Source organism: Hamadaea sp., from assembly GCF_013362815.1.
Classification (GTDB): domain Bacteria; phylum Actinomycetota; class Actinomycetes; order Mycobacteriales; family Micromonosporaceae; genus Hamadaea.
Genome location: NZ_JABFVK010000009.1, coordinates 76276 through 97729, shown reverse-complemented (window position 1 = coordinate 97729; position 21454 = coordinate 76276). Strand labels below are relative to the sequence as shown.

Below are 21454 nucleotides of genomic sequence, written 5' to 3'. Positions count from 1 at the left end.
TTCGTTCACGGAGTTCTTGAGCATGGCCGCGCCCGATCTGCTGCCGGGACGGCGACCGCTCCCGGCCGGCGCGCACGCGGAGATCGCCCCGCACGCCACCACGATCGTGACGCTGAGCTGCACCGACGGCGTCGTGATGGCAGGCGACCGGCGCGCCACCATGGGCAATCTGATCGCCAGCCGTGACATCGAGAAGGTGCATGAGGCGGACCCGTACTCGTTGATCGGCATCGCGGGCACCGCCGGCATCGGCATCGAGCTCATCCGGCTGTTCCAGGTGGAACTGGAGCACTACGAGAAGATCGAGGGCGCGATGCTCTCGCTCGACGGCAAGGCCAACCGGCTGGCCGCGATGATCCGGGGCAACCTAGGCGCGGCGTTGCAGGGCCTGGTCGCGATCCCGATCTTCGCGGGCTACGACCTCGACGCGAAGGACCCGGCCAAGGTCGGCCGTATCTTCAGCTTCGACGTGGCCGGCGGGGTCTACGAGGAGACGGGATACGACGCCATCGGCTCCGGTTCGCTGTTCGCCAAGTCCGCGCTGAAGAAGCGGTTCCGGCCCGGGCTGACCACCGCCGAGGCGGTCAAGTTCGCGGTCGAGGCGCTCTACGACGCGGCTGACGACGACACCGCGACCGGCGGTCCCGACGTCATCCGGCGCATCTTCCCGGTCGTCATGACCGCCACCGCCGAGGGCACGCACCGGCTGCCCGACGAGCAGACGGCGACGATCGCCGAGGAGATCATCGCGGCGCGGCACGAGAACATCGGCGGCTGACCGGCGCCGGTCGGTGACCAGTAGTCAGTCCACTGAGGATTCACCTGGAAGGGAGCAGGCCGCGTGGCCATGCAGTTCTACGCCTCGCCCGAGCAGATCATGCGGGATCGCTCGGAGTACGCGCGCAAGGGGATCGCGCGCGGCCGCAGCGTGGTCGTGCTCACCTACGAACAGGGTGTCCTGTTCGTGGCGGAGAACGTCTCGACCACGCTCCACAAGGTGAGCGAGATCTACGACCGGATCGGATTCGCGGCCGTCGGGCGCTACAACGAGTTCGAGAACCTGCGCTCGGCGGGCGTGCGGATGGCCGACATGCGCGGCTACTCCTACGACCGCCGTGACGTCACCGGCCGGGCCCTGGCCAGTGCGTACGCCCAGACGCTGGGCAACCTGTTCGGGGAGAGCGGCAAGCCGCTGGAAGTCGAGATCTGCATCGCCGAGGTGGGCGCCACCGCGGCCGACGACCAGCTCTATCGGCTCACCTACGACGGTTCCGTCCAGGACGAGCCCGGCTTCCTCGTGATGGGCGGTCAGGCGGAGGCGGTCGCCACCGTGCTGAAGGACCGGCACAGCGAGTCCCACTCGCTCGGCGAGGCGCTGTCTCTGGCGGTCGAGGCGCTCGGCAGCGTGGGCGGCGAGAACGGGGCGGCCCGGCAGATCTCGGCCGACCAGCTCGAAGTGGCCGTGCTGGAGCGGGCCCGGCGCGGCCGGGCGTTCCGCCGGATCACCGGGAACGCGCTGAAGGCGCTGCTCACCCCGGCGCCGGCGGCTGCTGCGGTGGCACCGGCCGCGGAGACCACGCCCGCCGAGCCGGCTGGCGAGGGTTCGCCCGAGGAGTCCGGCGACACCGAGAGCTGAGCACTACGCAAAACAGCGCCCCGGGCCGGCTGTGGCTCGGGGCGCTTTGCGTTCCCAGCGTCCCCGTTCGCGGCAGATCACGGTTACGCAGGTCGGAACCGGGCCTGGAGGCATGGATAACCGTGATCTGCAGGGACAGCGCTCAGCGGACGAGGGGGCGTACGAGTCGCCACCAGATGCGGACGAACGCGTTGTAGAGCCCCATCCCCGGCGGAGCCTCGACATTGGACGGCGTGAAGTCGGGCGTGAGCGGCAACGCCGCGTCGCCGACCAGCCGCTCCGACTGCAACCGCCGCCGCCGCGTACGCACGAAGCCGCGGTTGCGCCAGATCCAGCCCCAGCCGCGTACCTTGGGCCGCAGCCAGCCGCCGGCGACCGCAGTCGCCAGCATCGCGACCTCGGTCAGGGCCAGGACAGGCAGCAGAAGCAGGATCGTCCGCGCCCGGTAGAGCGTGAGAACGGTCAGCAGCCGGTTGCGTTCGAGCAGGTAGAACTTGAGGTCGTTGCGGGAGAACTCGTAATGGTGCCCAACGACCGCATCCGGCACGTAAACCGGGGCCAGGCCGCGTTGCCACAGCCGCAGGCTCAGCTCAGTGTCCTCGTGGTACGCGAGGTACTCCGCCGGAAATCCGCCGAGTTCCCGCCACAGGTCGGCCCGGACGACGAACGCGCATCCGCTGAGCGACGGCACAGTCGTACGCGTCGCGTGGCGAGACGCCGGCTCCTCGTTGCCGCCAGCCCACGAAAGGCCGGCGAGGTGCAACGGGTTGCCCGAGGTGTTGATGACCTCGAGGCGGTCGGCGTGCCGGATCGAGGCCATCGCCGCGCCGACGCCGGGCTCCAGCGCGACCGCCCGGACCTTGGCCAGCGCGTCCGGCGTCACGATCGCGTCGGAGTTCACGAAGGCGACGGCGTCGGACCGGGCTTCGGCCGCGCCGAGATTGCAGCCGCCGGAGAATCCGGTGTTCTCCTTGGGGTGCAGGACCCGAAGTCCAGGCCGGGGCGTGATGGAGGCGACCGACTCGCTTCCGTTGTCCACCAGGGTCAGCGTGACCTCGACGCCGGTCGAGGCGAAGATCGCGTCCACCGCGTCGGCGAGCCACGGCTCCTTGCCGTAGGCCAGCATGACGACGTCCAACGAGGGGTCGCCCAGCCCGGCGTCGTCCGGCCGAGTGCCGGTGGAAGCCGTCATGTCAGCGCCGGACCAGCGCGAGCAGCAGCACCGCGAAGGACCGGCCGAGGTAGACGGTCGCCTTGACGGGGGAGTGGCTCGCCTTGCCCGCGACCCGGGCCCGCATCGAGACCGGGACCTGCCGGACGGTCAGCCCGCCCCGGACCGCCTGCACGATCGTCTCGACGGTGTCGCCCAGGTACTCGACCGGGAACCACTGCGCGTACAGGTCGATGCCCTTGCGGTTGGCCGCCCGGAAGCCGGAGGTGGTGTCGGTCAGCCGGGACTTCGCGATCCGGGAGAGCACGGCCGACAACACGGTCATCGCCCAGGCCCGCGGCCCGCGTACGCGATAGTCGCCCTCCCCGGCGAACCGGGCGCCGATCACGATGTCGGCGGCGTCGAGGGCCTCGACGAGTTGCGGGATGTAGCGGGGATCGTGCTGCCCGTCGGCGTCGAATTGGACGACCACGTCGTAGTCGTGATCCTGGCCGTAGCGGAAGCCGAGCCGCCGAGCCCCGCCGACGCCGAGGTTGTAGGGGAGCCGTGCCACGATCGCCCCGGCCTTGCGCGCCTCGACGACGGTGGTGTCGGCTGAGCCGTCGTCGACCACGAGCACATCGATCCCGGGCAGCTCACGCCGGACTTCGCCGATGACTCCGGCGATCGCGCCCGCCTCGTTGAACGCCGGGATGACCACCAGGACCCGCCTACCCCCGATCATCTTGCGCACCAACCTTCGCGGTGTCGTCGATCTTGATCTTGATGAGGGCGATCTCCTCGGCGAGCGTGCGGGTCTCCTCCTCCAGCCGGCTGACCTCCCAGCTCAGGTGGAGGCAGACCAGCAGCAGGAAGAGGATCGCGGCGAACAGCACCAGGCTCACGCCGCTGGCGACGCCGACGAATCCGGCGACCCGGTCCATCAACCCCGGGAAGATCGACAGCGGCACGATGACCAGCGCCACGCCGATCCAGAGCATGCCGTACTTCTCCCGCAGCTGCCGCCGCCGCAACAGCTCCAGAATGCCCACGAGCAGGATCAGCCCGCAGATCATGGTGGTGACATTCAAACTCATGCGATCACCGTCCTGCGGCCGGCGACCGCATGAGTGAAACTGTGCCTATCGATGATCGACCTGCGGTCGCTCATGTCACGGGCCCTCCGGTCAGGACGTCACGCAGCTCTTCGCGCCAGCCGGGCTGGGTGGGCACTCCCGCGGCCGCCCAGCGTCGGTGACCGAGGACACTGTACGCCGGACGCGGCGCGGGCCGGGGAAAGCGGTCGGTCGTCGTCGGGCGTACGCGGTCGGGGTCGAGCCCGGACTGAGCGAAGATCTCCCGGGCGAACCCGAGCCACGTGGTCTCACCCGAAGCGGTGCCGTGATAGATCCCGGCCGGAGCCCGGCCGTCGGCCGCCGCCGTCGCCAGCCCGATCAGCTGCTCCGCGAGGAAAGGCGCCGCGGTGGGCTGTCCGCGCTGGTCGTCCACCACCTCGAGGTGATCCCGTTCGGCAGCCAGCCGCAGCATGGTGGTCAGAAAGTTCCGGCCGTCCCGGTCGTAGAGCCAGGCGGTGCGGATGACGTAGCCACGGTCGGGCAGCGACCGCAGTACCGCCTGTTCCCCGGCGAGCTTGCTCCGCCCGTACGCGTTGATCGGCGCGGTCGGAGCGTCTTCCGGATACGGCGACGTGCCGCTACCGGCGAAGACGTAGTCGGTGGAGACGTGCAGCAGGACAGCCCCGTTGGCGGCGCAAGCCTCGGCGAGGTACGCCGGGCCGTCGCCGTTGAGCGCCGTCGCCTCGGCCTCCTGAGTCTCGGCTCCGTCGACGTCGGTCCACGCGGCCGCGTTGATCACGGCGTCGAAGCCGGTCACGGCGTCGGCGACCGCGGACCGGTCGGTGATGTCGAGAGCGGAACGATCCAGCCCGGAGCATCCGGGAAGAACGGAAAGGCGCCGGCCGAGCATGCCGCCGGCGCCGGTGATCAGGAACTTCACTTGAGCAGCGCAGCCTTCGCCTGAAGCGGCTCCCACCAGGACCGATTGTCGCGATACCAGGCGACCGTCGCGGCGAGCCCGTCGGCCAGGGTGACCTGCGGCTCGTAGCCCAGCTCGTTGCGGATCTTCTCGATCGACAGCGAATACCGGCGGTCGTGGCCCTTGCGGTCGGCGACCGGTTCGACCGAGGACCAGTCCCGCCCGGTCGCAGCGAGCAGCATCTCCGTGAGCTCGCGGTTGGTCAGCTCGGTGCCGCCGCCGACGTGGTAGACCTCCCCGGCCCGGCCCTTCTGCAGCGCCAGGTGGATGCCCAGGCAGTGGTCGGAGACGTGCAGCCAGTCGCGGATGTTCAGGCCGTCGCCGTACAGCGGGACCTTCTTGCCGTCGAGCAGGTTCGTCACGAACAGCGGGACGACCTTCTCCGGGAACTGGTAGTGCCCGTAGTTGTTGGAGCACCGGGTGACCACGACGTCCAGCTCATGTGTCTTGAAGTACGCCAGCGCCAGCAGGTCCGAGCCCGCCTTGGCAGCCGAGTACGGCGAGCGCGGGGCCAGCGGCCAGTCCTCGGTCCAGGAGCCGGAGTCGATGGAGCCGTAGACCTCGTCGGTGGACACGTGCACGAAACGGCCGACCCCGTGCCGGTGCGCCGCGTCCAGCAGGACCTGCGTACCGAGGACGTTGGTCCGGACGAACGCGGCCGAGCCGGTGATCGAGCGGTCGACATGAGTCTCGGCGGCGAAGTGCACCACGGCGTCATGCCCGCGCATCAGGTCGTCCACCAGCGCGGCGTCGCAGATGTCGCCGTGCACGAAGGTCAGGCCGGGGTGATCGGCGACCGGGTCGAGGTTGGCCCGGTTCCCGGAATAGGTCAGCGCGTCCAGCACGGTCACGGACGCCTCGGCCGGACCGTAGGCGCCACTGAGGAGATTCCGGACGTATTCCGAGCCGATGAAGCCGGCACCGCCGGTGACGAGGAGTCTCACAAGTCCGGGAGTCTAACCGACGAGCAGGCTAGTACCCTGTCCCCTCATGCGCGGAATTCTGCTCGCCGGAGGCACCGGCTCGAGGCTGTGGCCCATCACACGGGCGGTGTCCAAGCAACTCATGCCGGTCTACGACAAGCCGATGATCTATTACCCGCTGACCACGCTGGTCATGGCGGGCGTGCGAGATGTCCTCGTCATCACCACTCCGGAGGACTCGACGCAGTTCCAGCGCCTGCTGGGTGACGGCGGGCAGTGGGGGCTGAACATCGGATATGCGACTCAGCCCAAGCCGGAGGGCATCGCGCAGGCGTTCGTGATCGGGGCCGACTTCATCGGCGACGAGCCCGTCGCGCTCATCCTCGGCGACAACATCTTCCACGGCGTCGGCCTCGGCCGGCAGCTGGGCGAGCACGGCGAGCTCGTCGGCGGCCGGATCTTCGCGTACCAGGTCGCCAATCCGAGCGAGTACGGCGTCGTCGAGTTCGCTCCGGACGGGCGGGTGCTGTCGATCGAGGAGAAGCCGGTCGAGCCCAAGTCCCGGTACGCCGTGCCCGGCTTGTACTTCTATGACAACGAGGTCGTGCAGATCGCGGCCAACCTCAAGCCCAGTGATCGCGGCGAACTGGAGATCACTGCGGTCAACGACGCGTACCTGCGTAGTGACCGGCTGTCGGTGACCGTGCTCGACCGGGGCACCGCCTGGCTCGACACGGGCACCTTCTCGTCGATGATGCAAGCGGCCGAGTTCGTCCGGGTCATCGAGGAACGGCAGGGCCTCAAGATCGGCTGCGTCGAGGAGGCCGCCTGGCGGGCCGGTTTCATCGACGACAACCGCCTCGCGTCGCTGGCCCAGCCGCTGCGCAAGAGCGGCTACGGCGACTATCTGCTGCGGCTGCTGGCCGACGGCTGAGCCGAACGTCTCCCGGGATAACGCGGTCTCAGCGCCAGGCAAAGCCGCGATGTCCCGGGACAACGCGATGATCATGCCCGAGAGAAGCGCGCAAAACGGGCAAGACGCCACGGAATACAGGCGTCAGCGAGCGGCGCGGCGACTGAGTTGTCAGTCCGCCGCTGCGCGGCGACTGAGTTGTCAGTCCGCCGCTGCGCGGCGGAAGACGGCGTACATGAAGCCGACGGTCACGACAGCGGACACGAGCTGCGCGGTCAGCCCGGCGGCGACGGGTTCGACGGGCAGCAGGAAGCAGACCAGGAAACTGACCATGCCGACCGCGTACGCAGCGGTCACGGCCCGGTGCCGGGCCAGGGCCAGCAGAGCGGACTGCAGAACGGCGATTCCCATGCCGAACACGGCGCTCACCGCGAGCAGAGCCAGATCCAGGGCGCCGATGCCGTGCGGGTCGCCGAAGACCATTCGCAGCACGAATCCGCCCAGCGCAGCCGTTCCCAGGACACCCAGAGCGCCGAGTGCCGAAACCAGGTACGCCGCTTGGCGTACCCCTTGGCGCAGGAGAGGGTGATCACCGGTGGCCGCAGCGCGCGAGAGGACCGGAAGCAGCACGGTCTGCGCGCTGGTGAAGAGGAATTGCGGGATGCGGGCCAGGACGAACGCGAACGCGAAGACCCCGGCGCGGCCGGGGTCGCCGGTGAGCAGGGCCTTGACCACGACGGGACCGAGGTTGGCCATGCCGAGCGAGAGCAGGTTGGACGCGGCGAGCCAGCCGACGGCCGCGAACAGGCTGCGCCACGGGACGTGCCCGCCGGTCGGGCCGAGGCGCACCCAGGGCAGGCACGCGACTGCCGCGAGCAGGGGACCGAGGCCGACCCCGATGCCGTACGCCGACGCGAGATGGACCCCCGCGAGCGCCAGGCCGAGACACGGCAGCAATCGGCCGAGGCCCTCCCCGCCGATGGTGCCCGCGTATCGGCGCAGCTGGCTGCGGCCGGCGAAGGTGCCGCGCGGCAGGCTCATGAACGCGTATCCGGCGCAGGCCAGCGCCAGGCCGAGCACGAGCCAGTGATTGCCGTCGAAGACCCGCGTCGACAGCGGATTCGCCGTGGCGGCCAGCACCACGAGCACGGTGGCCAGCAACCCGACGGCGATCAGCCGCAGCTGACGGACGGCGGTGCCGGTCGGCTGCCCCTGCGCGAGGCCCCGGCTGACCAACCGGCTGATCTCCAGGTCGACACTGGCGAACAGGCCCGCCCCGAAGACCACGATCAGCAGGTAGAGCGAGGCCAGGGTGGCGTACTCGGCCGGGGTGACCATCTTCGCGGTGATCGTGAGGAACGCGTACCCGGCCGCGCCCAGCACCGCCAGCCCGGCGACGATCGAACTCGCGCCGCGCGCGACGCTGGAGGCGGAGACGGCCGAGTCGTCGGCGAGCCGCGTCTGGCTCACGGTTCGACCGTCCGGTACGGCTTGACAGTCCGGTACGGCGCGGAGGTCCGGTACACGGCGCAGGAGGAGTAGGGCATAGTAGGCGCCAGCGTAGACGACGTCCGGGGACCGCCCGCCGGTCGACCCGGCGCCCGCAGGCCGAGATCAGACGAGGAGATCGACCGTGACCGACCAAGCGCCGTCGCCATCACGCGCAGAGACTTCACCCGCGGAGACTTCACCCGCAGAGACTTCCCCCGCAGGGGCTTCACCCGCAGGGGCTGAGCCGTCGTCATCGCGCGCCGGGGCGGGCACGGAGACCCAGGCGTACACCGATCGGCTCACGACCAAGAGCGGTGTCTGGTGGAAGCGCGTGCTCAACGTCCAGGCGCCCTACCGGTGGAATCTGCATCGTCTCGGCCTCGGCCGCACCCTCGACGTCGGCTGCGGCGTCGGCCGGAACCTGGCCCATCTGGGCCCCGGCGGGGTGGGCGTCGACCACAACCCGACCTCGATCGCCGTGTGCCGCGAGCTCGGGCTGGAGGCGTACACGAGCGAGGAGTTCTTCCGCGACGGCCACGCCCGGCCCGGCTCCTTCGACTCGCTGCTGGCCGCCCACCTGGCCGAGCACATGTTCGCGCCGGACTTCGACGACGTCATGGGCCCATATCTGCCCTGTCTCAAGCCCGGTGGGCGGCTCGTGCTCATCACGCCCCAGGAGCGCGGTTACGCCAGCGACGCGACTCACGTCCGGTTCGTCGGGTTCGCCGAGGCGGCCGAGGACTGCAAGCGGCTGGGCCTCGAGGTGGTGCGGCAGTACTCGTTCCCCCTGCCGCGGTCGGCCGGACGGTCCTTCACCTATAACGAGTTCGTGACCGTGGCCCGCAAGCCCGCCGGGGACGGCCTGCGATGAAGGTCGCCGAGCTCAAGATCGAGGGCGCCTGGGAGTTCGTCCCGGTGCAGCACGGCGACCCGCGCGGCGTCTTCCTGGAGTGGTACCGGTTCGAGCAGGTCGAGGCCGCGGTGGGGCACCCTCTGCGGCTCGCGCAGGCCAATCTATCGACGTCCGTCGGGGGCACGGTCCGCGGGATTCATTTCGCTCAGGTGCCGCCCGGCCAGGCCAAATACGTGACATGTGTACGCGGAGCGGTGCTGGACGTCATCGTCGACCTGCGTGTGGGGTCCCCGACGTTCGGCGAGTGGACCTCCGTCCGGCTGGACGAGACCGAGCGCAACGCCGTCTACGTGGCCGAAGGACTGGGGCACGGGTTCTGCGCGCTGTCGGAGGACGTCACGATCACGTACCTGTGCTCGGAGGTCTACAACCCCGGGCGGGAGTTCGCGGTGAACGCCCTCGACCCGGAGCTGGGCATCGTCTGGCCGGTCGAAACGCCGTTGCTGTCGGCGCGGGACGCCGCTGCGCCGTCGCTCGCCGAAGCCGCCGCTCAGGGCCTGCTTCCGTCCTATGCGGACTACCGAGCGTACGTCGACGCGCTACGTGCGTGACCTTCGCAGGTGATCTCGCGTACTGTTTGGGGATGGACCGGCGCATCTACGGCATCGAGACGGAGTACGGCGTCACCTGCACGTATCGGGGGCAGCGTCGGCTGTCGCCGGACGAGGTGGCGCGCTACCTGTTCCGGCGGGTGGTCTCGTGGGGCCGTTCGAGCAACGTCTTCCTCCGCAACGGCGCACGCCTCTACCTGGACGTGGGCTCCCACCCCGAGTACGCCACCCCTGAGTGCGACTCGCTGCTCGACTTGGTCGCCCATGATCGGGCGGGCGAGCGCATCCTCGAAGGACTGCTGGTCGACGCCGAGAAGCGGCTGCACGACGAGGGCATCGCGGGTGAGATCTACCTCTTCAAGAACAACACCGACTCGGCCGGCAACTCGTACGGCTGCCACGAGAACTATCTCGTCAGCCGGCACGGCGAGTTCGGCCGCCTGGCCGACGTCCTCATCCCGTTCCTGGTCACCCGGCAGCTGATCTGCGGGGCCGGGAAAGTCCTGCAGACGCCGCGCGGAGCGGTGTACTGCCTGTCGCAGCGCGCCGAGCACATCTGGGAAGGCGTCTCGAGCGCGACCACCCGGAGCCGGCCCATCATCAACACCCGCGACGAGCCGCACGCGGACGCCGAGCGCTATCGGCGGCTGCACGTGATCGTCGGCGACTCCAACATGAACGAGATGACCACCCTGCTGAAGGTGGGGTCGGCCGACATCGTCCTGCGGATGATCGAGGCCGGGGTCGCGATGACCGACCTGTCGCTGGAGAACCCGATCCGGGCCATCCGGGAGGTCTCCCACGACATCACCGGCCGCCGGCGTATCCGGCTGGCCAGTGGCCGGGAGGCCAGCGCGCTGGAGATCCAGCAGGAGTACTTCGCCAAGGCCGCCGAGTTCGTCGCGAAGCGGGCCCACGACGACGTCTCCAAGCAGGTCATCGAACTGTGGGGCCGGGTGCTGACCGCCGTCGAGACCGGCGACCTGGAGCCGGTGTCCCGCGAGATCGACTGGGTCACCAAGCTGCGTCTCATCGAGCGCTACCAGGCCAAGAACGACCTCCCGTTGGCGCATCCCCGCGTCGCTCAGCTCGACTTGGCGTACCACGACATCCGGCGCGGCCGCGGGCTCTACCCGCTGCTGGAGAAGCGGAGCCAGGTCGAACGGGCCGTCCAGGACCTGCGCATCTACGAGGCCAAGGAGACGCCGCCGCAGACCACCCGGGCCCGGCTCCGTGGCGAGTTCATCCGGCACGCCCAGGAGAAGCGCCGCGACTTCACCGTGGACTGGGTGCACCTCAAGCTCAACGACCAGGCGCAGCGCACCGTGCTCTGCAAGGACCCGTTCCGGGCCCACGACGAGCGGGTGGACCGCCTCATCGCCAGCATGTGACCGGCCGTCCCGCCGCCCGCATCCGGCTCGGGTGCGGGCGGCGGGGTGTAGGCTTCGGCGCACCATGAGCGACAACGAGACCCCCGACCCCGAGCAGCGGCAGCGCATTCAGCGCGACATCTTCGGCCGCCGGATCGACGAGGTTCAGCCCCGGTGGGAGCGCCGGAAGGCGAAGATCCGCGCCGAGATCGAGCGGAACCGGCGCGGTGAGTACAAGGTGCCGACCTGGGTGCTCGCCGCGATCCTCGCGGCGGTCGTCATCGGCTTCACGCTCTTCGTCATCTTCGCCTGACCCGCCCCGCGCCCGCCCATAGGGCGGCGGTCAGAGCAGGGCGGCGGCGTGGCGTCCGGCGGCCGCAGCCGCGAGGAAGTACGCGTAGTCCGCGTCGAGCCCCCGTCCCATCGTCGAAAGCTTGACCGGAGACGCCCGCAGCGCCTCGTCCAGCCCCGCGCAGTCGACTTCCACGAGCCGATGCTTGCCCTGCAAGGGCGCCAGTTCCGACGCCAGCCCGGCGGCCAGGGGAGCGGGGACGGGCAGGTCCGCCGGGACCAGCGCCACGCGGGCGTACGCCGTGAGGCTGTGGTGGGACACGCCCCGGTGCCGGTCCCGGGGATCGGCGTCGGAGATCCGCAATGATCCGACCGGCCGCCCACCGAGGGTGGCCACCGCGTTGACCGCCTCGCCGACGGCCACCCCGGAGTAGCCCCAGATCGTTCCGGTGCCGAGGTTGCCCGGCCCCTGCGCCACGATCGTCAGCTCGGCGTCGAGGGCGTACCGGGCGGCCAGGAGCGCGCTGTGGACGTTGACCGCCTCCAGATCACCCCCGTACGCCTGCCCGGCGGTCACGATCCCGGCTAGGTGCCCAGGGAGCTCAGTCAGCTCGGACAGCGTCCGGGAGAACCAGGCCGGCAGCGCCCCGCCGTCGGTCATGACGTACGCCACTCGCGTACCCGGGCGGGTGGCGGTCACCCCGGCCAGGATCGCCGGAAGGGCCGAATGCAGATCCGCCAGGACGACCGGCATACCACCGAGATCGTCGGCGCGCTCCAGTGACGAACGAAAGGGAGAATCCTCTTCGTCGGCCGCGAGCGTCACCGTCTGTAACGGAGTGTAACGGGATTTGACGATGTGGCCGGGGCCGGACGGGTCCGGCGGCAGCCGGTCCGGCAGGGCCACGACCAGGGCGTACCCGCCGGTTCCCAGGCCAAGGGCCAGGGCGGTGGCGTTCAGCAACACTCGGTCACCTTCGTGCGGTTCCCCGACGATGGCCGGGTACGCCAGCGCGCGCACCGACGCCGGATCGTCAGGCGTCCGCCGATCGAGGCGTACCTCCAGCTCGACGGCGCCCCGCCACCGCCGGCCGACCGACTCCACCGATCCCGCGCGCCACCTGATCACCACGACACCCTAGCGGCACACGAGTCGCTCGTATCGCAGCGCTCGCACACGGACTGTCACTCTTCCGAACGTTAGTTCGATCTTTTCGGGAGCCGGGGGCGACGCCGGGCCGAGACGCTGCTAGCGTTGCTCTGTGTCGCGCAGCCGCACCGAACGCCTCGTCAACTTGGTGATCTGCCTGCTCTCAACGCGCAGGTTCCTCACGGCTGCCCAGATCGCCGCGACCGTTCCCGGTTACGAGCACGATTCCGACGATCCCCGCGAGCACGAGGCCTTCCAGCGCAAGTTCGAACGCGACAAGGCAGAGCTGCGGGAGCTGGGCGTACCCCTGGAAATCGGCACGGCGAGCGTGTTCGACGCGGAGCCGGGCTATCGCATCGCCCGCCGTGATTACGGCCTCCCCGAGATCCCGCTCGCGCCGGACGAAGCGGCCGCCGTGGGCGTGGCCGCGCGCCTGTGGCGGCACGCGGGCATGGCCGCCGCCGCGAGCTCGGGCCTGGCCAAGCTGCGCGCCGGCGGGGTCGAGGTGGACGGTGAGGCCACGCTCGGCGTCGAGCCGGTCGTCGCGGTCGACCCCGCGTTCACGCCGCTGGCCACTGCGGCCCGCGAGCGCCGCGCGGTCACCTTCAACTACCGCGTCCCCGAGCAGGACGCGTCCGCGATCCGGCACCTTCAGCCCTGGGGCGTGGTCTGCTGGCGCGGTCGCTGGTACGTCGTCGGGCACGACACCGACCGAGCCGCGACGCGCTGCTTCCGGCTGTCCCGGATCTCGGGCACGGTGCGGCTGGTCGGTCCCACCGGCGCCTACACGCCGCCGGCCGACCTCAATCTCATCAGCCACGTCGCGCGCTGGTCCGGCCCGCACGAGCGCACCCGGTCCGCGCGGGTTCTGGCCCGTCCAGGACGAGCAGCAGGGGTACGCCGCTGGGCCGAGCAGGTCGAGACGACGCCGGACGGCGACATCCTGACCCTGCGGTACGCCGAACCACACGGCCTGGCCGCGTGGCTGGTGCGGTACGGGCCGGACGTGATCGTGCTGGAACCCGAAGAAGTCCGCGAAGCGATCGTGTGCCGTCTCCGGGACATGGCCGGGCTGGCCGAGAAGCTGGCGTCCCCCGAGCTGCCGGAGCAAACCCGTTCCGAGCAGGGGGTGGCCGCGTGACGCGCCCGGGGACCACCTCGTCCGAGCGGCTCGCCCGGCTGCTGAACCTCGTGCCCTATCTGCTCGCCCGCCCGGGCGTGGAGGTCGCGCAGGCGGCCGCCGACCTGGGCGCGACCGAGGCGCAGGTACGCGACGACTTGGAGCTGCTCTGGGTCTGCGGCCTGCCCGGCTATGGTCCGGGCGACCTTATCGACATGGCGTTCGACGGTGACCGGGTCACCATCACCTACGACGCCGGGATCGACCGCCCGCTGCGGCTGCGGCCCGACGAGGCGACCGCGTTGGTCGTGGCGCTGCGGATGCTGGCCGAGACGCCGGGCATCGCCCAGCGGGACGCCATTCTGCGGGCGCTGGCCAAGATCGAGAGCGCCGCCGGAGACGTCGCCGACGCGCCGATCGCCGTTCAGTCACCCGACGGCGGTTCGGCCGACGACCGGCTCGCCACCGTACGCGCGGCGGTCGAACGAGGGCGAGCGCTGCGGATCACCTACTACACGGCGACTCGCGACGAGTCGACCGAGCGGGTCATCGACCCGATGCGCGTCATCGTGGTGGCCGACCGCTCCTATGTGGAGGCATGGTGCCGCCGGGCCGGCGCGGTGCGGCTGTTCAAGATCGATCGCATCGACGCCCTGAACGAGTTGGACGAGCCGGCCGCGCCGCCGCCGCAGGCTCAGTCGACGGTGGTGGACGAGCAGGTCTTCCGGCCCTCGCAGGAACTGCCCACGATCACGATCCGGATCGGCCGCGGCGACCGCTGGATCACCGAGTACTACCCGGTCGAGACGGTCGACGAGATCACGCCCGAGGAGTGGCTCGTCACGCTGCGGGTCAGCGATCTGGACTGGGCTCGCCGGTTCGTCCTCGGACTCGGCCCGGGTGTGGACGTCATCGCCCCGGCGGAACTCGCCGAATCGGTACGCGGAGCGGTCCTGGAGGCCCTCGCGGCGTACGCCTGATTCGCTTAACCTCTCGCCGTGGAGATCCCCCTCGGCGTCCAGGCGGTCGTTGCCGTCCTTGGGCTTTCGGCGTACCTGGTGCTCTCGATCGTCTACCGGCGACGGTGGGACAAGGCTTTGCGAGTGGCGTTGGGCCGTCGCCTCGGATTGGACGTGCAATGGCGGCGGGTCGCCGACTCCGGCGACATCCCGATCGACGCCTGGTACGCCGAAACCGACGGCCCGCTCGGCAAACAGCTCGGCCAGCATCTGGCGATCCGGTTCGCCGACATCGCGGCACTGGTCGTGCTCGGCGTACTGCCCCCGCTCGCACTGCTGGGCCTGGAGTTCCTCGGCCACTTCCACGGCGCGGTCATCGGGCTGACCGCGTTCGCCGTGATCCCGATCTTCGGGGTCTACTGGAGCCGGCGGCGCGCCGCCGAGTGAGAGGAGCCCTCAGCGGGGGTATGGTGCGGGCGTGATCGGCTGGATCGTGCTCGCCATCGTCGTGGTCAGCGTCGCCGTGCTCGCCTTGGCGGCGCGCTCGGTCGTACGCCGTCTCCCCGCCTTCCAGCAGGCCCAGACCGATCTGCTCGGCCGGGTGGCGGACGCCCAGCGCCTCCAGGAACGTCTCAGCGGACTGCAGGCGCAATCGGTCGCCCTCCAGGAGAAGATCGCCCTAGTCCAGGCGGGCGTGGCGGAGATAGCGGCCAAACGCGCCCAAAAGGAACAAAGAGTTAGTTGACGTTGCGGACGTGATGGTCAACACTTCACCAGCCGGAGCGGACGTAGCCACCAAGGGACGTGGCGATCCGGGGAAACGCACGTAGGATGGGGCCGAAACACCAGCCCCTCAACTTGATCACACTTGGAGCACGACATGGGCGCCCTCAGGCCGTGGCACATCATCCTTCTGGTTGTTGTGATCGTTGTCATCTTCGGCTCGAAGCGGTTGCCGGACGCAGCCCGTTCGCTCGGCCGGTCGATGCGGATCATGAAGGCCGAGACCAAGGGTCTTATGGACGACGACAAGCCCAAGGACGACTTGGGTGAGAAGGCCGACGCGCAGTCGGGCCGTGCGCCGCTGACCGGTGAGGTTCAGCAGAACGCCGACCCGGTGCAGCGCGAGCGCGTCGCCGACCGCTGAGGTCGGCCCCGGCGTGACTACCCCGGCACGTCGGCAGAAGCCGACCCAATTCGAACGAGCCTCCGACGGCTCGATGACCCTCATCGAGCACATCCGGGAGCTCCGTAGCCGCTTGACCAAAGCGGTCCTGGCGATCGTGGTCGGTTTCTTCGTCGCCTTCTACTTCTCGGATCAGATCTTCGACTTCATCAAAGAGCCGTACTGCAATCTGGACCTCGCAGGTAACGGCACGTGTGACTTCGTCGTCCTCAAGGCGACCGATCCGCTCCTGATGAGCATGAAGATCGCCCTGTGGGGCGGGTTGATCGTCGCCGCGCCGTTCTGGCTTTACCAGCTCTGGGCGTTCATCGCGCCGGGCCTGCACAAGCACGAACGCAAGTGGGCGTACATGTTCGGTGCGATCGCCGTGCCGCTGTTCTTCGCCGGCGCGGTGCTCGCCTCACTGGTGGTCAGCAAGGGCCTCGAGTTCCTGCTCACCCACGGCGCGGTCAAGGCGACCTCGCTCGAAGCCAGCAGCTATCTGTCGTTCGTCACGAACCTCGTCCTACTCTTCGGGCTCTCGTTCGAGTTCCCGGTGCTGTTGCTACTTCTCAACTTCACCGGGCTGGTCCGGGGCAAGCGCATGCTCGGTTGGTGGCGGGTCGCCATCATCGTGTTCTTCGCGTTCGCCGCGATCACCACGCCGGACCCGGGTCCGTTCGGCATGACGCTGCTCGCCAGCGCGCTGATGGTGCTCTACTTCATCGCTTGCGGGATCGCGATCCTCAACGACAAGCGGCGTGACCGCAAGCACCGTCGTCAGTTCCCCGATCTCGGCGACGACCAGGCCTCGGAGCTCGAGTACGACCCCGAGCCGATCGAGGGATCGGAGCCGGTCGCGGCCCCGTCCGTGATCGACGAGCCGACCCCGGTCGAGCAGCCGGAGCGGATCGAACGTCAGCCGAACCGCTGGGACGACATGACCTGATCAGCTCCAGATCCCCGTCGGTCCGACCGTCGATGAGCCCCCGCCTCTCGTACAGAGGCGGGGGCTCACGCATACTTCCCCCACGCCGGTCGGCGAAGTCGATCACCCGCCCGTGGGAACGATCAGGGCGCTGGGGACACGACACGCCGGCCGATCATGGCCGAAGGTTCATGATCGCGCGGAAAGGGGCGGGGCCGCGCGGAAAGGGGCGGGGCCGCGCGGAAAGGGGCGGGGCCGCGCGGAAAGGGGCGGGGCCGCGCGGAAAGGGGCGGGAATGGCGGGGCAGGTGGCGGTGCTGGTGAACCCGACAGCAGGCCGGGGTCGCCATGCGGGCCTGCGCGACCAGGTCGCACAGGTCCTCGGCCCCGACGCCGTGCTGCTCGCTGTGCGTACCCCTGAGGAGGCGGAAGCCGCGTGCCGGACGGCGGTCGCCGACGGCGCGCGAGCCCTGATCACCGTGGGCGGGGACGGGACTTTGCACCGCGCGGTCCAGGCGGTGGCCGGGACGGGCGTGCCGCTGGGCATCGTGCCGGCCGGGACGGGCAACGACGTGGCCGCCTGCCTGGGCGTGCCGGCCGATCCGCGCGAAGCCCTGGAGAAGGCGGCCGCCGCCCTGGCCAGCGGGCAGACCAGGGATTTCGACCTGGCGAAGATGGAGCGCGACGATGTCGTGCGCTGGTCCGCGGGGGTCATCGGACTGGGCTTCGACACGCTGGTCAACGAGCTGGCCAACCGCATGCGCTTCCCGCGCGGCCCGCGTCGCTACGACGTCGCCATCGTGCTGGAGCTGGCCCGTATGCGCCCGCGCCGCTACCGGATCACCGTCGACGGCGTCGCGGAGGATCTGGACGCGGTCCTGGTCGCGGTCGGCAACACCGCGCAGTACGGCGGCGGTATGCGGATCTGCCCGGCCGCCGATCCGACCGACGGGCTGCTGGATCTGGTCCTGGCCGGGCCGGTCTCGCGGTTCACACTCATGCGGATCAAACCCAAGGTGTACGCGGGAACGCACGTCACCCACCCGGCGGTACGACAACTGCGCGGCAGCGTCGTGACGGTCGAGTGCGACGGGATCACGAGCTACGCCGACGGCGAACGCTCGCTGCCCCTGCCGGTGACGATCACCGCCGTGCCCGGAGCGCTGCGCGTGCTCGGCTGACGGAGTGGGTATGAGCGGGACATGGCCTGCCCGTTTTGGTGTTATTCAGTGGGGTACGGCAAGGTTCAGCGCCGCGCTCAAGCCGTTCGCCTGACCAGGCTCGGCGGCCGGCAGGACGAGCGTACGCAGGCCGGCGTGCACGGCTCCGGCGTCGGCGGGCGTGTCGCCGATCATGAGCGTCCGCTCGGGCTCGGCGCCCAGTGCGGCACACGCCCGCAGGAAGATCTTGGGATCGGGCTTGATCAGGCCGACCTCGTAGGACAAGGTCGCCGGCACGTCACCGATGCCCCAGGCCGACAAGTGCGGGCGGATGTCGAACCCGATGTTGGACAGTACGCCGACCGCCACCCCGGCCTCGCGCAGCGCCCGGATCGTCGGCACGGCGTCGGCGTAGACCACCCAGCCCTCCGGCGTCAGCACGCGCTCGTAGATCGCCTCGGACAGTCCGTCCACCCCGGAGTCGACCGTGTCGCACAACCCCACGTACGCCGCGCGATGGGCGTACGCCGACAGGTCGCGGTCGGCCCACACCTCGGCGAGGTGGACCGGGATCCGGGCGTCCCGCTGCGCCACGCCGGGCAGTCCGCCCGCGGTCGCGTACCGGTCGGCGAGAACGGTGAGCCGGCCGGGGTCGAGCGCCGCCCCCAGCTGGACCAGGGCGGCTCCGACCCAGGTCACCGGGGGTTGGGTCGTGGCGAGCGTTCCGTGGAAGTCGAAGATCACGGCGTCGAGCTGGCGATCGGGCACTCCCCGGAACACTTGGTTGGGCACGCCAGCACCATACCTACATGCAGGTTGGGGACCCCAGCAACTAGGCTCGGCGGTATGTTGCGCCGCCCCTCCCCGCGGAGGCCCCGGATCTCCCATCGGTTCACCCAGCTGAGGAGTCCGCGATGACGAGCCCGGCGGAGCAGTACGCGGCGGCCAGGCGCCGGGCCGAGACGCCCCGGCTGACCGAGTTCACCGCCGGACTGGAATTCCAGCTCGACGACTTCCAGAAGCAGGCGTGCGAGGCGCTGGAGCGCGGCTCCGGCGTCCTGGTCTGCGCGCCCACCGGAGCGGGTAAGACGGTCGTCGGCGAGTTCGCGGTGCACCTGGCCCTGCGTGAGGGCCGCAAATGCTTCTACACCACGCCGATCAAGGCGTTGTCCAACCAGAAGTACCACGATCTCGTGCAGGTGCACGGCGCGGCCAAGGTCGGCCTGCTCACCGGCGACAACGCCATCAACGGCGACGCCCCGGTGGTGGTCATGACGACCGAGGTCCTGCGCAACATGCTGTACGCCGGGTCGAAGTCGCTCCACGGCCTGTCCTATGTGGTCATGGACGAGGTGCACTACCTCGCCGACCGGTTCCGCGGTGCGGTCTGGGAAGAAGTCATCATCCACCTGCCGGACTCGGTGAACCTGGTGTCGCTGTCGGCGACGGTGTCCAACGCCGAGGAGTTCGCGGACTGGCTCGTCACCGTACGCGGCCAGACCGAGGTCGTGGTCAGCGAACACCGCCCGGTCCCGTTGTGGCAGCACATGCTGGTCGGCAAGCGGATGTTCGACCTGTTCCACGACGCCGAGGCGGCCCGGTCCCACGAAGTGCATCCGGAGCTGCTGCGGTACACCCGCGAAGTCAGTCGGCGACTGGAGATGGGCGACATCCGCGGCGGTGCGCGAGGCCGGGGCGGACGCGGCCGCAAGGCGATGATCTACCGTCCGGAGATCATCGAGCGGCTCGACCGCGAAGGTCTGCTGCCGGCGATCGTGTTCATCTTCAGCCGGGCCGGCTGCGACGCCGCCGTGCAGCAGTGCCTCCAGGCGGGACTGCGGCTGACCAGCCCGGACGAGCGCGCCGAGATCCGCGCCATCGCCGAACGCCGGATGAGCAGCGTGCCCAGCGAGGACCTCAACGCCCTCGGCTACTGGGAGTGGCTCGACGGCCTCGAACGGGGCCTGGCCGCCCACCACGCCGGGTTGCTGCCGCTGTTCAAGGAGATCGTCGAGGAGCTGTTCGTCAAGGGCCTGGTCAAGGCGGTCTTCGCGACCGAGACGCTGGCCCTGGGCATCAACATGCCGGCCCGGTGCGTAGTGCTCGAACGACTCGTCAAGTACAACGGCGAGGCCCACGTCGACCTGACGCCGGGGGAGTACACGCAGCTCACCGGCCGGGCCGGGCGACGGGGCATCGACGTCGAGGGGCACGCCGTCGTCGTCTGGGGGCCGGACGTCGACCCCCGGCATGTCGCCGGGCTCGCGTCGACGCGTACGTATCCGTTGCGGTCGAGCTTCCGGCCGTCCTACAACATGGCGGTCAACCTCGTCGGCTCGGTCGGCGCAGATCGAGCCCGGGACCTGCTCGAAGCCTCGTTCGCCCAGTTCCAGGCGGACCGGTCGGTCGTCGGTGTGGCCAAGCAGGTCCAGCGCAACATCGAGACGATGGACCAGTACGCCCACGAGGCCGAATGCGACAAGGGCGATTTCGCCGAGTACTTCGCCTTGCGCGTGGCCATCGCCGACCGGGAACGCCACCTGGCCAAGCAGTCCCAGCAGTACCGTCGTTCGCAGGTTTCGCGGTCGCTCGAGCAGCTCAAACCGGGCGACGTGATCCGGGTGCCGTCCGGCCGCCGGGCCGGGCTGGCCGTGATCCTCGATCCGGGCGTCGGCGGCTTCGGCGAACCCCGGCCGCTGGTGCTGACCGAGGATCGTTGGGCCGGGCGGCTGGCGGCGGGCGAATTCAGCGTCGCGGTCGAGGTGCTCGGCCGCGTACGCCTGCCCAAGCACGTCAACCATCGCAATCCGGGCGAGCGCCGGGACATTGCGGCGAGCCTGGCGGCCTTGGGACTCGAACGAGGCCGGGGTTCCGGCCGCCGGGGCCGGGCCAAGGCCGCCACCGGCGACGACGACGAGCTGCTGCGGCTGCGCCACGAGATGCGCAAGCACCCCTGCCACGCCTGCCCCGAACGGGAGGACCACGCCCGCTGGGCCGAGCGGCGGCACCGGCTCGAACGCGACACCGATCAGATGCGGGCCAAGGTGGCCAGCCGGACCGGGTCGCTGGCGCGTACCTTCGACCGGGTCTGCGACCTGCTCACCTCGAGGGGCTACCTCGTGCGTGGAGCGTCGGCACTGGACGGCGGCGGGGTCACCGATGCCGGCCGCATGCTGGCGCGCATCTGGACCGAGGCCGACCTGCTCGTCGCCGAGGCGTTGCGCGAGGGCGTCTTCGACGGGCTCGCCCCGGCCGAACTCGCCGCCGCCGTCTCCGTCGTCGTCTACGAAGCCCGCCGCGAGTCGGAGGATCGCACGTCATTGCCGCGCGGCCCGGTGACCGACGCGGTGGAGGGCGTTCTGCGGGTCTACGGGGGACTGATCGGCGAGGAGCGCGAACGCGGACTACCACTGACCCGGGAACCCGACCTCGGCTTCGTCTGGCCGATCTACCGCTGGGCCCGGGGCGAGCCGCTCGCCAAGGTTCTGGCCAGCGCGAACGCCATCGACGGCGAGCTGCCGGCCGGCGACTTCGTACGCTGGGCGCGGCAGGTCGTCGACCTCCTCGGCCAGATGGCGGAGGCGAAGGGCACGCCCGACGGCGTACGCACGACAGCCCGTCAGGCCATGGACCTGATCAATCGTGGCGTCCTGGCCTATACCTCAGTCGGGTGATCGGCT

General features: G+C 70.1%; 23 protein-coding genes. 15 read left to right on the top strand and 8 right to left on the bottom strand.

Annotated features, from left to right (window positions below):
* Positions 1-22 precede the first annotated feature (22 nt).
* Both prcB and prcA read left to right on the top strand, forming a co-directional pair.
* Complete coding sequence (gene prcB / locus HOV77_RS04045) at positions 23-778, top strand: proteasome subunit beta (protein WP_290857773.1); 756 nt, start codon at positions 23-25, stop codon at positions 776-778.
* A gap of 63 nt (positions 779-841) precedes the next feature.
* The gene (prcA, locus tag HOV77_RS04040) at positions 842-1636 is read left to right on the top strand and encodes a proteasome subunit alpha (protein ID WP_290857772.1); all 795 of its coding nucleotides are present in this window, start codon (positions 842-844) and stop codon (positions 1634-1636) included.
* A 142-nt stretch (positions 1637-1778) separates the two neighbouring features.
* On the opposite strand, the gene HOV77_RS04035 is transcribed toward prcA, so the two are convergent.
* The 5 genes from HOV77_RS04035 to rfbB all read right to left on the bottom strand — a co-directional run bounded on the left by HOV77_RS04035 (position 1779) and on the right by rfbB (position 5785).
* Positions 1779-2828 carry a glycosyltransferase family 2 protein gene (locus HOV77_RS04035; protein WP_290857771.1) on the bottom strand — a complete coding sequence of 350 codons (1050 nt, stop codon included), beginning with the start codon at positions 2826-2828 and terminating at the stop codon, positions 1779-1781.
* 1 nt (position 2829) lies between these two features.
* Positions 2830-3531, bottom strand: coding sequence for a glycosyltransferase family 2 protein (locus HOV77_RS04030; RefSeq protein WP_290857770.1), 702 nt, complete (start codon positions 3529-3531; stop codon positions 2830-2832).
* Positions 3518-3883, bottom strand: a complete 366-nt coding sequence (locus tag HOV77_RS04025; RefSeq protein WP_290857769.1) for a DUF2304 domain-containing protein — start codon at positions 3881-3883, stop codon at positions 3518-3520. Before HOV77_RS04025 ends, HOV77_RS04030 begins: the two co-directional genes overlap by 14 nt.
* Before the next feature lie 70 nt (positions 3884-3953).
* Entirely contained in the window at positions 3954-4802 is an 849-nt protein-coding gene (gene rfbD / locus HOV77_RS04020) for a dTDP-4-dehydrorhamnose reductase (protein ID WP_290857768.1), read from the bottom strand.
* Positions 4799-5785, bottom strand: coding sequence for a dTDP-glucose 4,6-dehydratase (rfbB, locus tag HOV77_RS04015; protein ID WP_290857767.1), 987 nt, complete (start codon positions 5783-5785; stop codon positions 4799-4801). Before rfbB ends, rfbD begins: the two co-directional genes overlap by 4 nt.
* Before the next feature lie 46 nt (positions 5786-5831).
* On the opposite strand from rfbB, the gene rfbA reads away from it, so the two are divergent.
* Positions 5832-6698 (top strand): glucose-1-phosphate thymidylyltransferase RfbA, encoded by an 867-nt coding sequence (rfbA, locus tag HOV77_RS04010; RefSeq protein WP_290857766.1) that lies wholly within the window; start codon positions 5832-5834, stop codon positions 6696-6698.
* 180 nt (positions 6699-6878) lie between these two features.
* On the opposite strand, the gene HOV77_RS04005 is transcribed toward rfbA, so the two are convergent.
* A complete protein-coding gene (locus HOV77_RS04005; protein ID WP_290857765.1) occupies positions 6879-8147 on the bottom strand; it encodes a lipopolysaccharide biosynthesis protein in 1269 nt (422 codons plus the stop codon).
* Positions 8148-8499: 352 nt separating this feature from the next.
* Between HOV77_RS04005 and HOV77_RS04000 the strand changes: the two genes are divergently transcribed.
* The 4 genes from HOV77_RS04000 (at position 8500) to HOV77_RS03985 (ending at position 11315) form a co-directional block, all read left to right on the top strand.
* Complete coding sequence (locus tag HOV77_RS04000) at positions 8500-9039, top strand: class I SAM-dependent methyltransferase (RefSeq protein WP_290857764.1); 540 nt, start codon at positions 8500-8502, stop codon at positions 9037-9039.
* On the top strand, positions 9036-9632 hold the full coding sequence (locus tag HOV77_RS03995) for a dTDP-4-dehydrorhamnose 3,5-epimerase family protein (RefSeq protein ID WP_290857763.1): 597 nt from the start codon (positions 9036-9038) through the stop codon (positions 9630-9632). The genes HOV77_RS04000 and HOV77_RS03995 overlap by 4 nt, the downstream gene beginning before the upstream one ends.
* Positions 9633-9664: 32 nt before the next feature.
* Positions 9665-11023 carry a Pup--protein ligase gene (pafA, locus tag HOV77_RS03990; RefSeq protein WP_290857762.1) on the top strand — a complete coding sequence of 453 codons (1359 nt, stop codon included), beginning with the start codon at positions 9665-9667 and terminating at the stop codon, positions 11021-11023.
* 64 nt (positions 11024-11087) lie between these two features.
* The gene (locus HOV77_RS03985) at positions 11088-11315 is read left to right on the top strand and encodes a hypothetical protein (RefSeq protein ID WP_290857761.1); all 228 of its coding nucleotides are present in this window, start codon (positions 11088-11090) and stop codon (positions 11313-11315) included.
* A gap of 30 nt (positions 11316-11345) precedes the next feature.
* On the opposite strand, the gene HOV77_RS03980 is transcribed toward HOV77_RS03985, so the two are convergent.
* Positions 11346-12422 (bottom strand): DUF3866 family protein, encoded by a 1077-nt coding sequence (locus HOV77_RS03980; RefSeq protein WP_290857760.1) that lies wholly within the window; start codon positions 12420-12422, stop codon positions 11346-11348.
* A 133-nt stretch (positions 12423-12555) separates the two neighbouring features.
* Here HOV77_RS03980 and HOV77_RS03975 point away from each other — a divergent pair, with 133 nt between their 5' ends.
* From HOV77_RS03975 to HOV77_RS03945, 7 genes are all read left to right on the top strand, one after another.
* Positions 12556-13584, top strand: a complete 1029-nt coding sequence (locus HOV77_RS03975) for a WYL domain-containing protein (RefSeq protein ID WP_290857759.1) — start codon at positions 12556-12558, stop codon at positions 13582-13584.
* Positions 13581-14543: a YafY family protein gene (locus tag HOV77_RS03970; RefSeq protein WP_290857758.1), complete on the top strand. Its 963-nt coding sequence runs from the start codon at positions 13581-13583 to the stop codon at positions 14541-14543. The genes HOV77_RS03975 and HOV77_RS03970 overlap by 4 nt, the downstream gene beginning before the upstream one ends.
* Positions 14544-14561: 18 nt before the next feature.
* Complete coding sequence (locus HOV77_RS03965) at positions 14562-14969, top strand: hypothetical protein (protein ID WP_290857757.1); 408 nt, start codon at positions 14562-14564, stop codon at positions 14967-14969.
* 31 nt (positions 14970-15000) lie between these two features.
* Positions 15001-15267: a hypothetical protein gene (locus HOV77_RS03960; RefSeq protein WP_290857756.1), complete on the top strand. Its 267-nt coding sequence runs from the start codon at positions 15001-15003 to the stop codon at positions 15265-15267.
* A 135-nt stretch (positions 15268-15402) separates the two neighbouring features.
* On the top strand, positions 15403-15669 hold the full coding sequence (tatA, locus tag HOV77_RS03955; protein WP_363259620.1) for a Sec-independent protein translocase subunit TatA: 267 nt from the start codon (positions 15403-15405) through the stop codon (positions 15667-15669).
* A gap of 73 nt (positions 15670-15742) precedes the next feature.
* Positions 15743-16636, top strand: coding sequence for a twin-arginine translocase subunit TatC (tatC, locus tag HOV77_RS03950; RefSeq protein WP_290857832.1), 894 nt, complete (start codon positions 15743-15745; stop codon positions 16634-16636).
* 274 nt (positions 16637-16910) lie between these two features.
* The gene (locus HOV77_RS03945; protein WP_290857755.1) at positions 16911-17795 is read left to right on the top strand and encodes a YegS/Rv2252/BmrU family lipid kinase; all 885 of its coding nucleotides are present in this window, start codon (positions 16911-16913) and stop codon (positions 17793-17795) included.
* Between the two features lie 45 nt (positions 17796-17840).
* Here HOV77_RS03945 and HOV77_RS03940 read toward each other — a convergent pair whose 3' ends face one another.
* A complete protein-coding gene (locus HOV77_RS03940; protein ID WP_290857754.1) occupies positions 17841-18566 on the bottom strand; it encodes an HAD-IA family hydrolase in 726 nt (241 codons plus the stop codon).
* Positions 18567-18688: 122 nt separating this feature from the next.
* On the opposite strand from HOV77_RS03940, the gene HOV77_RS03935 reads away from it, so the two are divergent.
* Positions 18689-21448, top strand: coding sequence for a DEAD/DEAH box helicase (locus tag HOV77_RS03935; RefSeq protein WP_290857753.1), 2760 nt, complete (start codon positions 18689-18691; stop codon positions 21446-21448).
* Positions 21449-21454 lie beyond the last annotated feature (6 nt).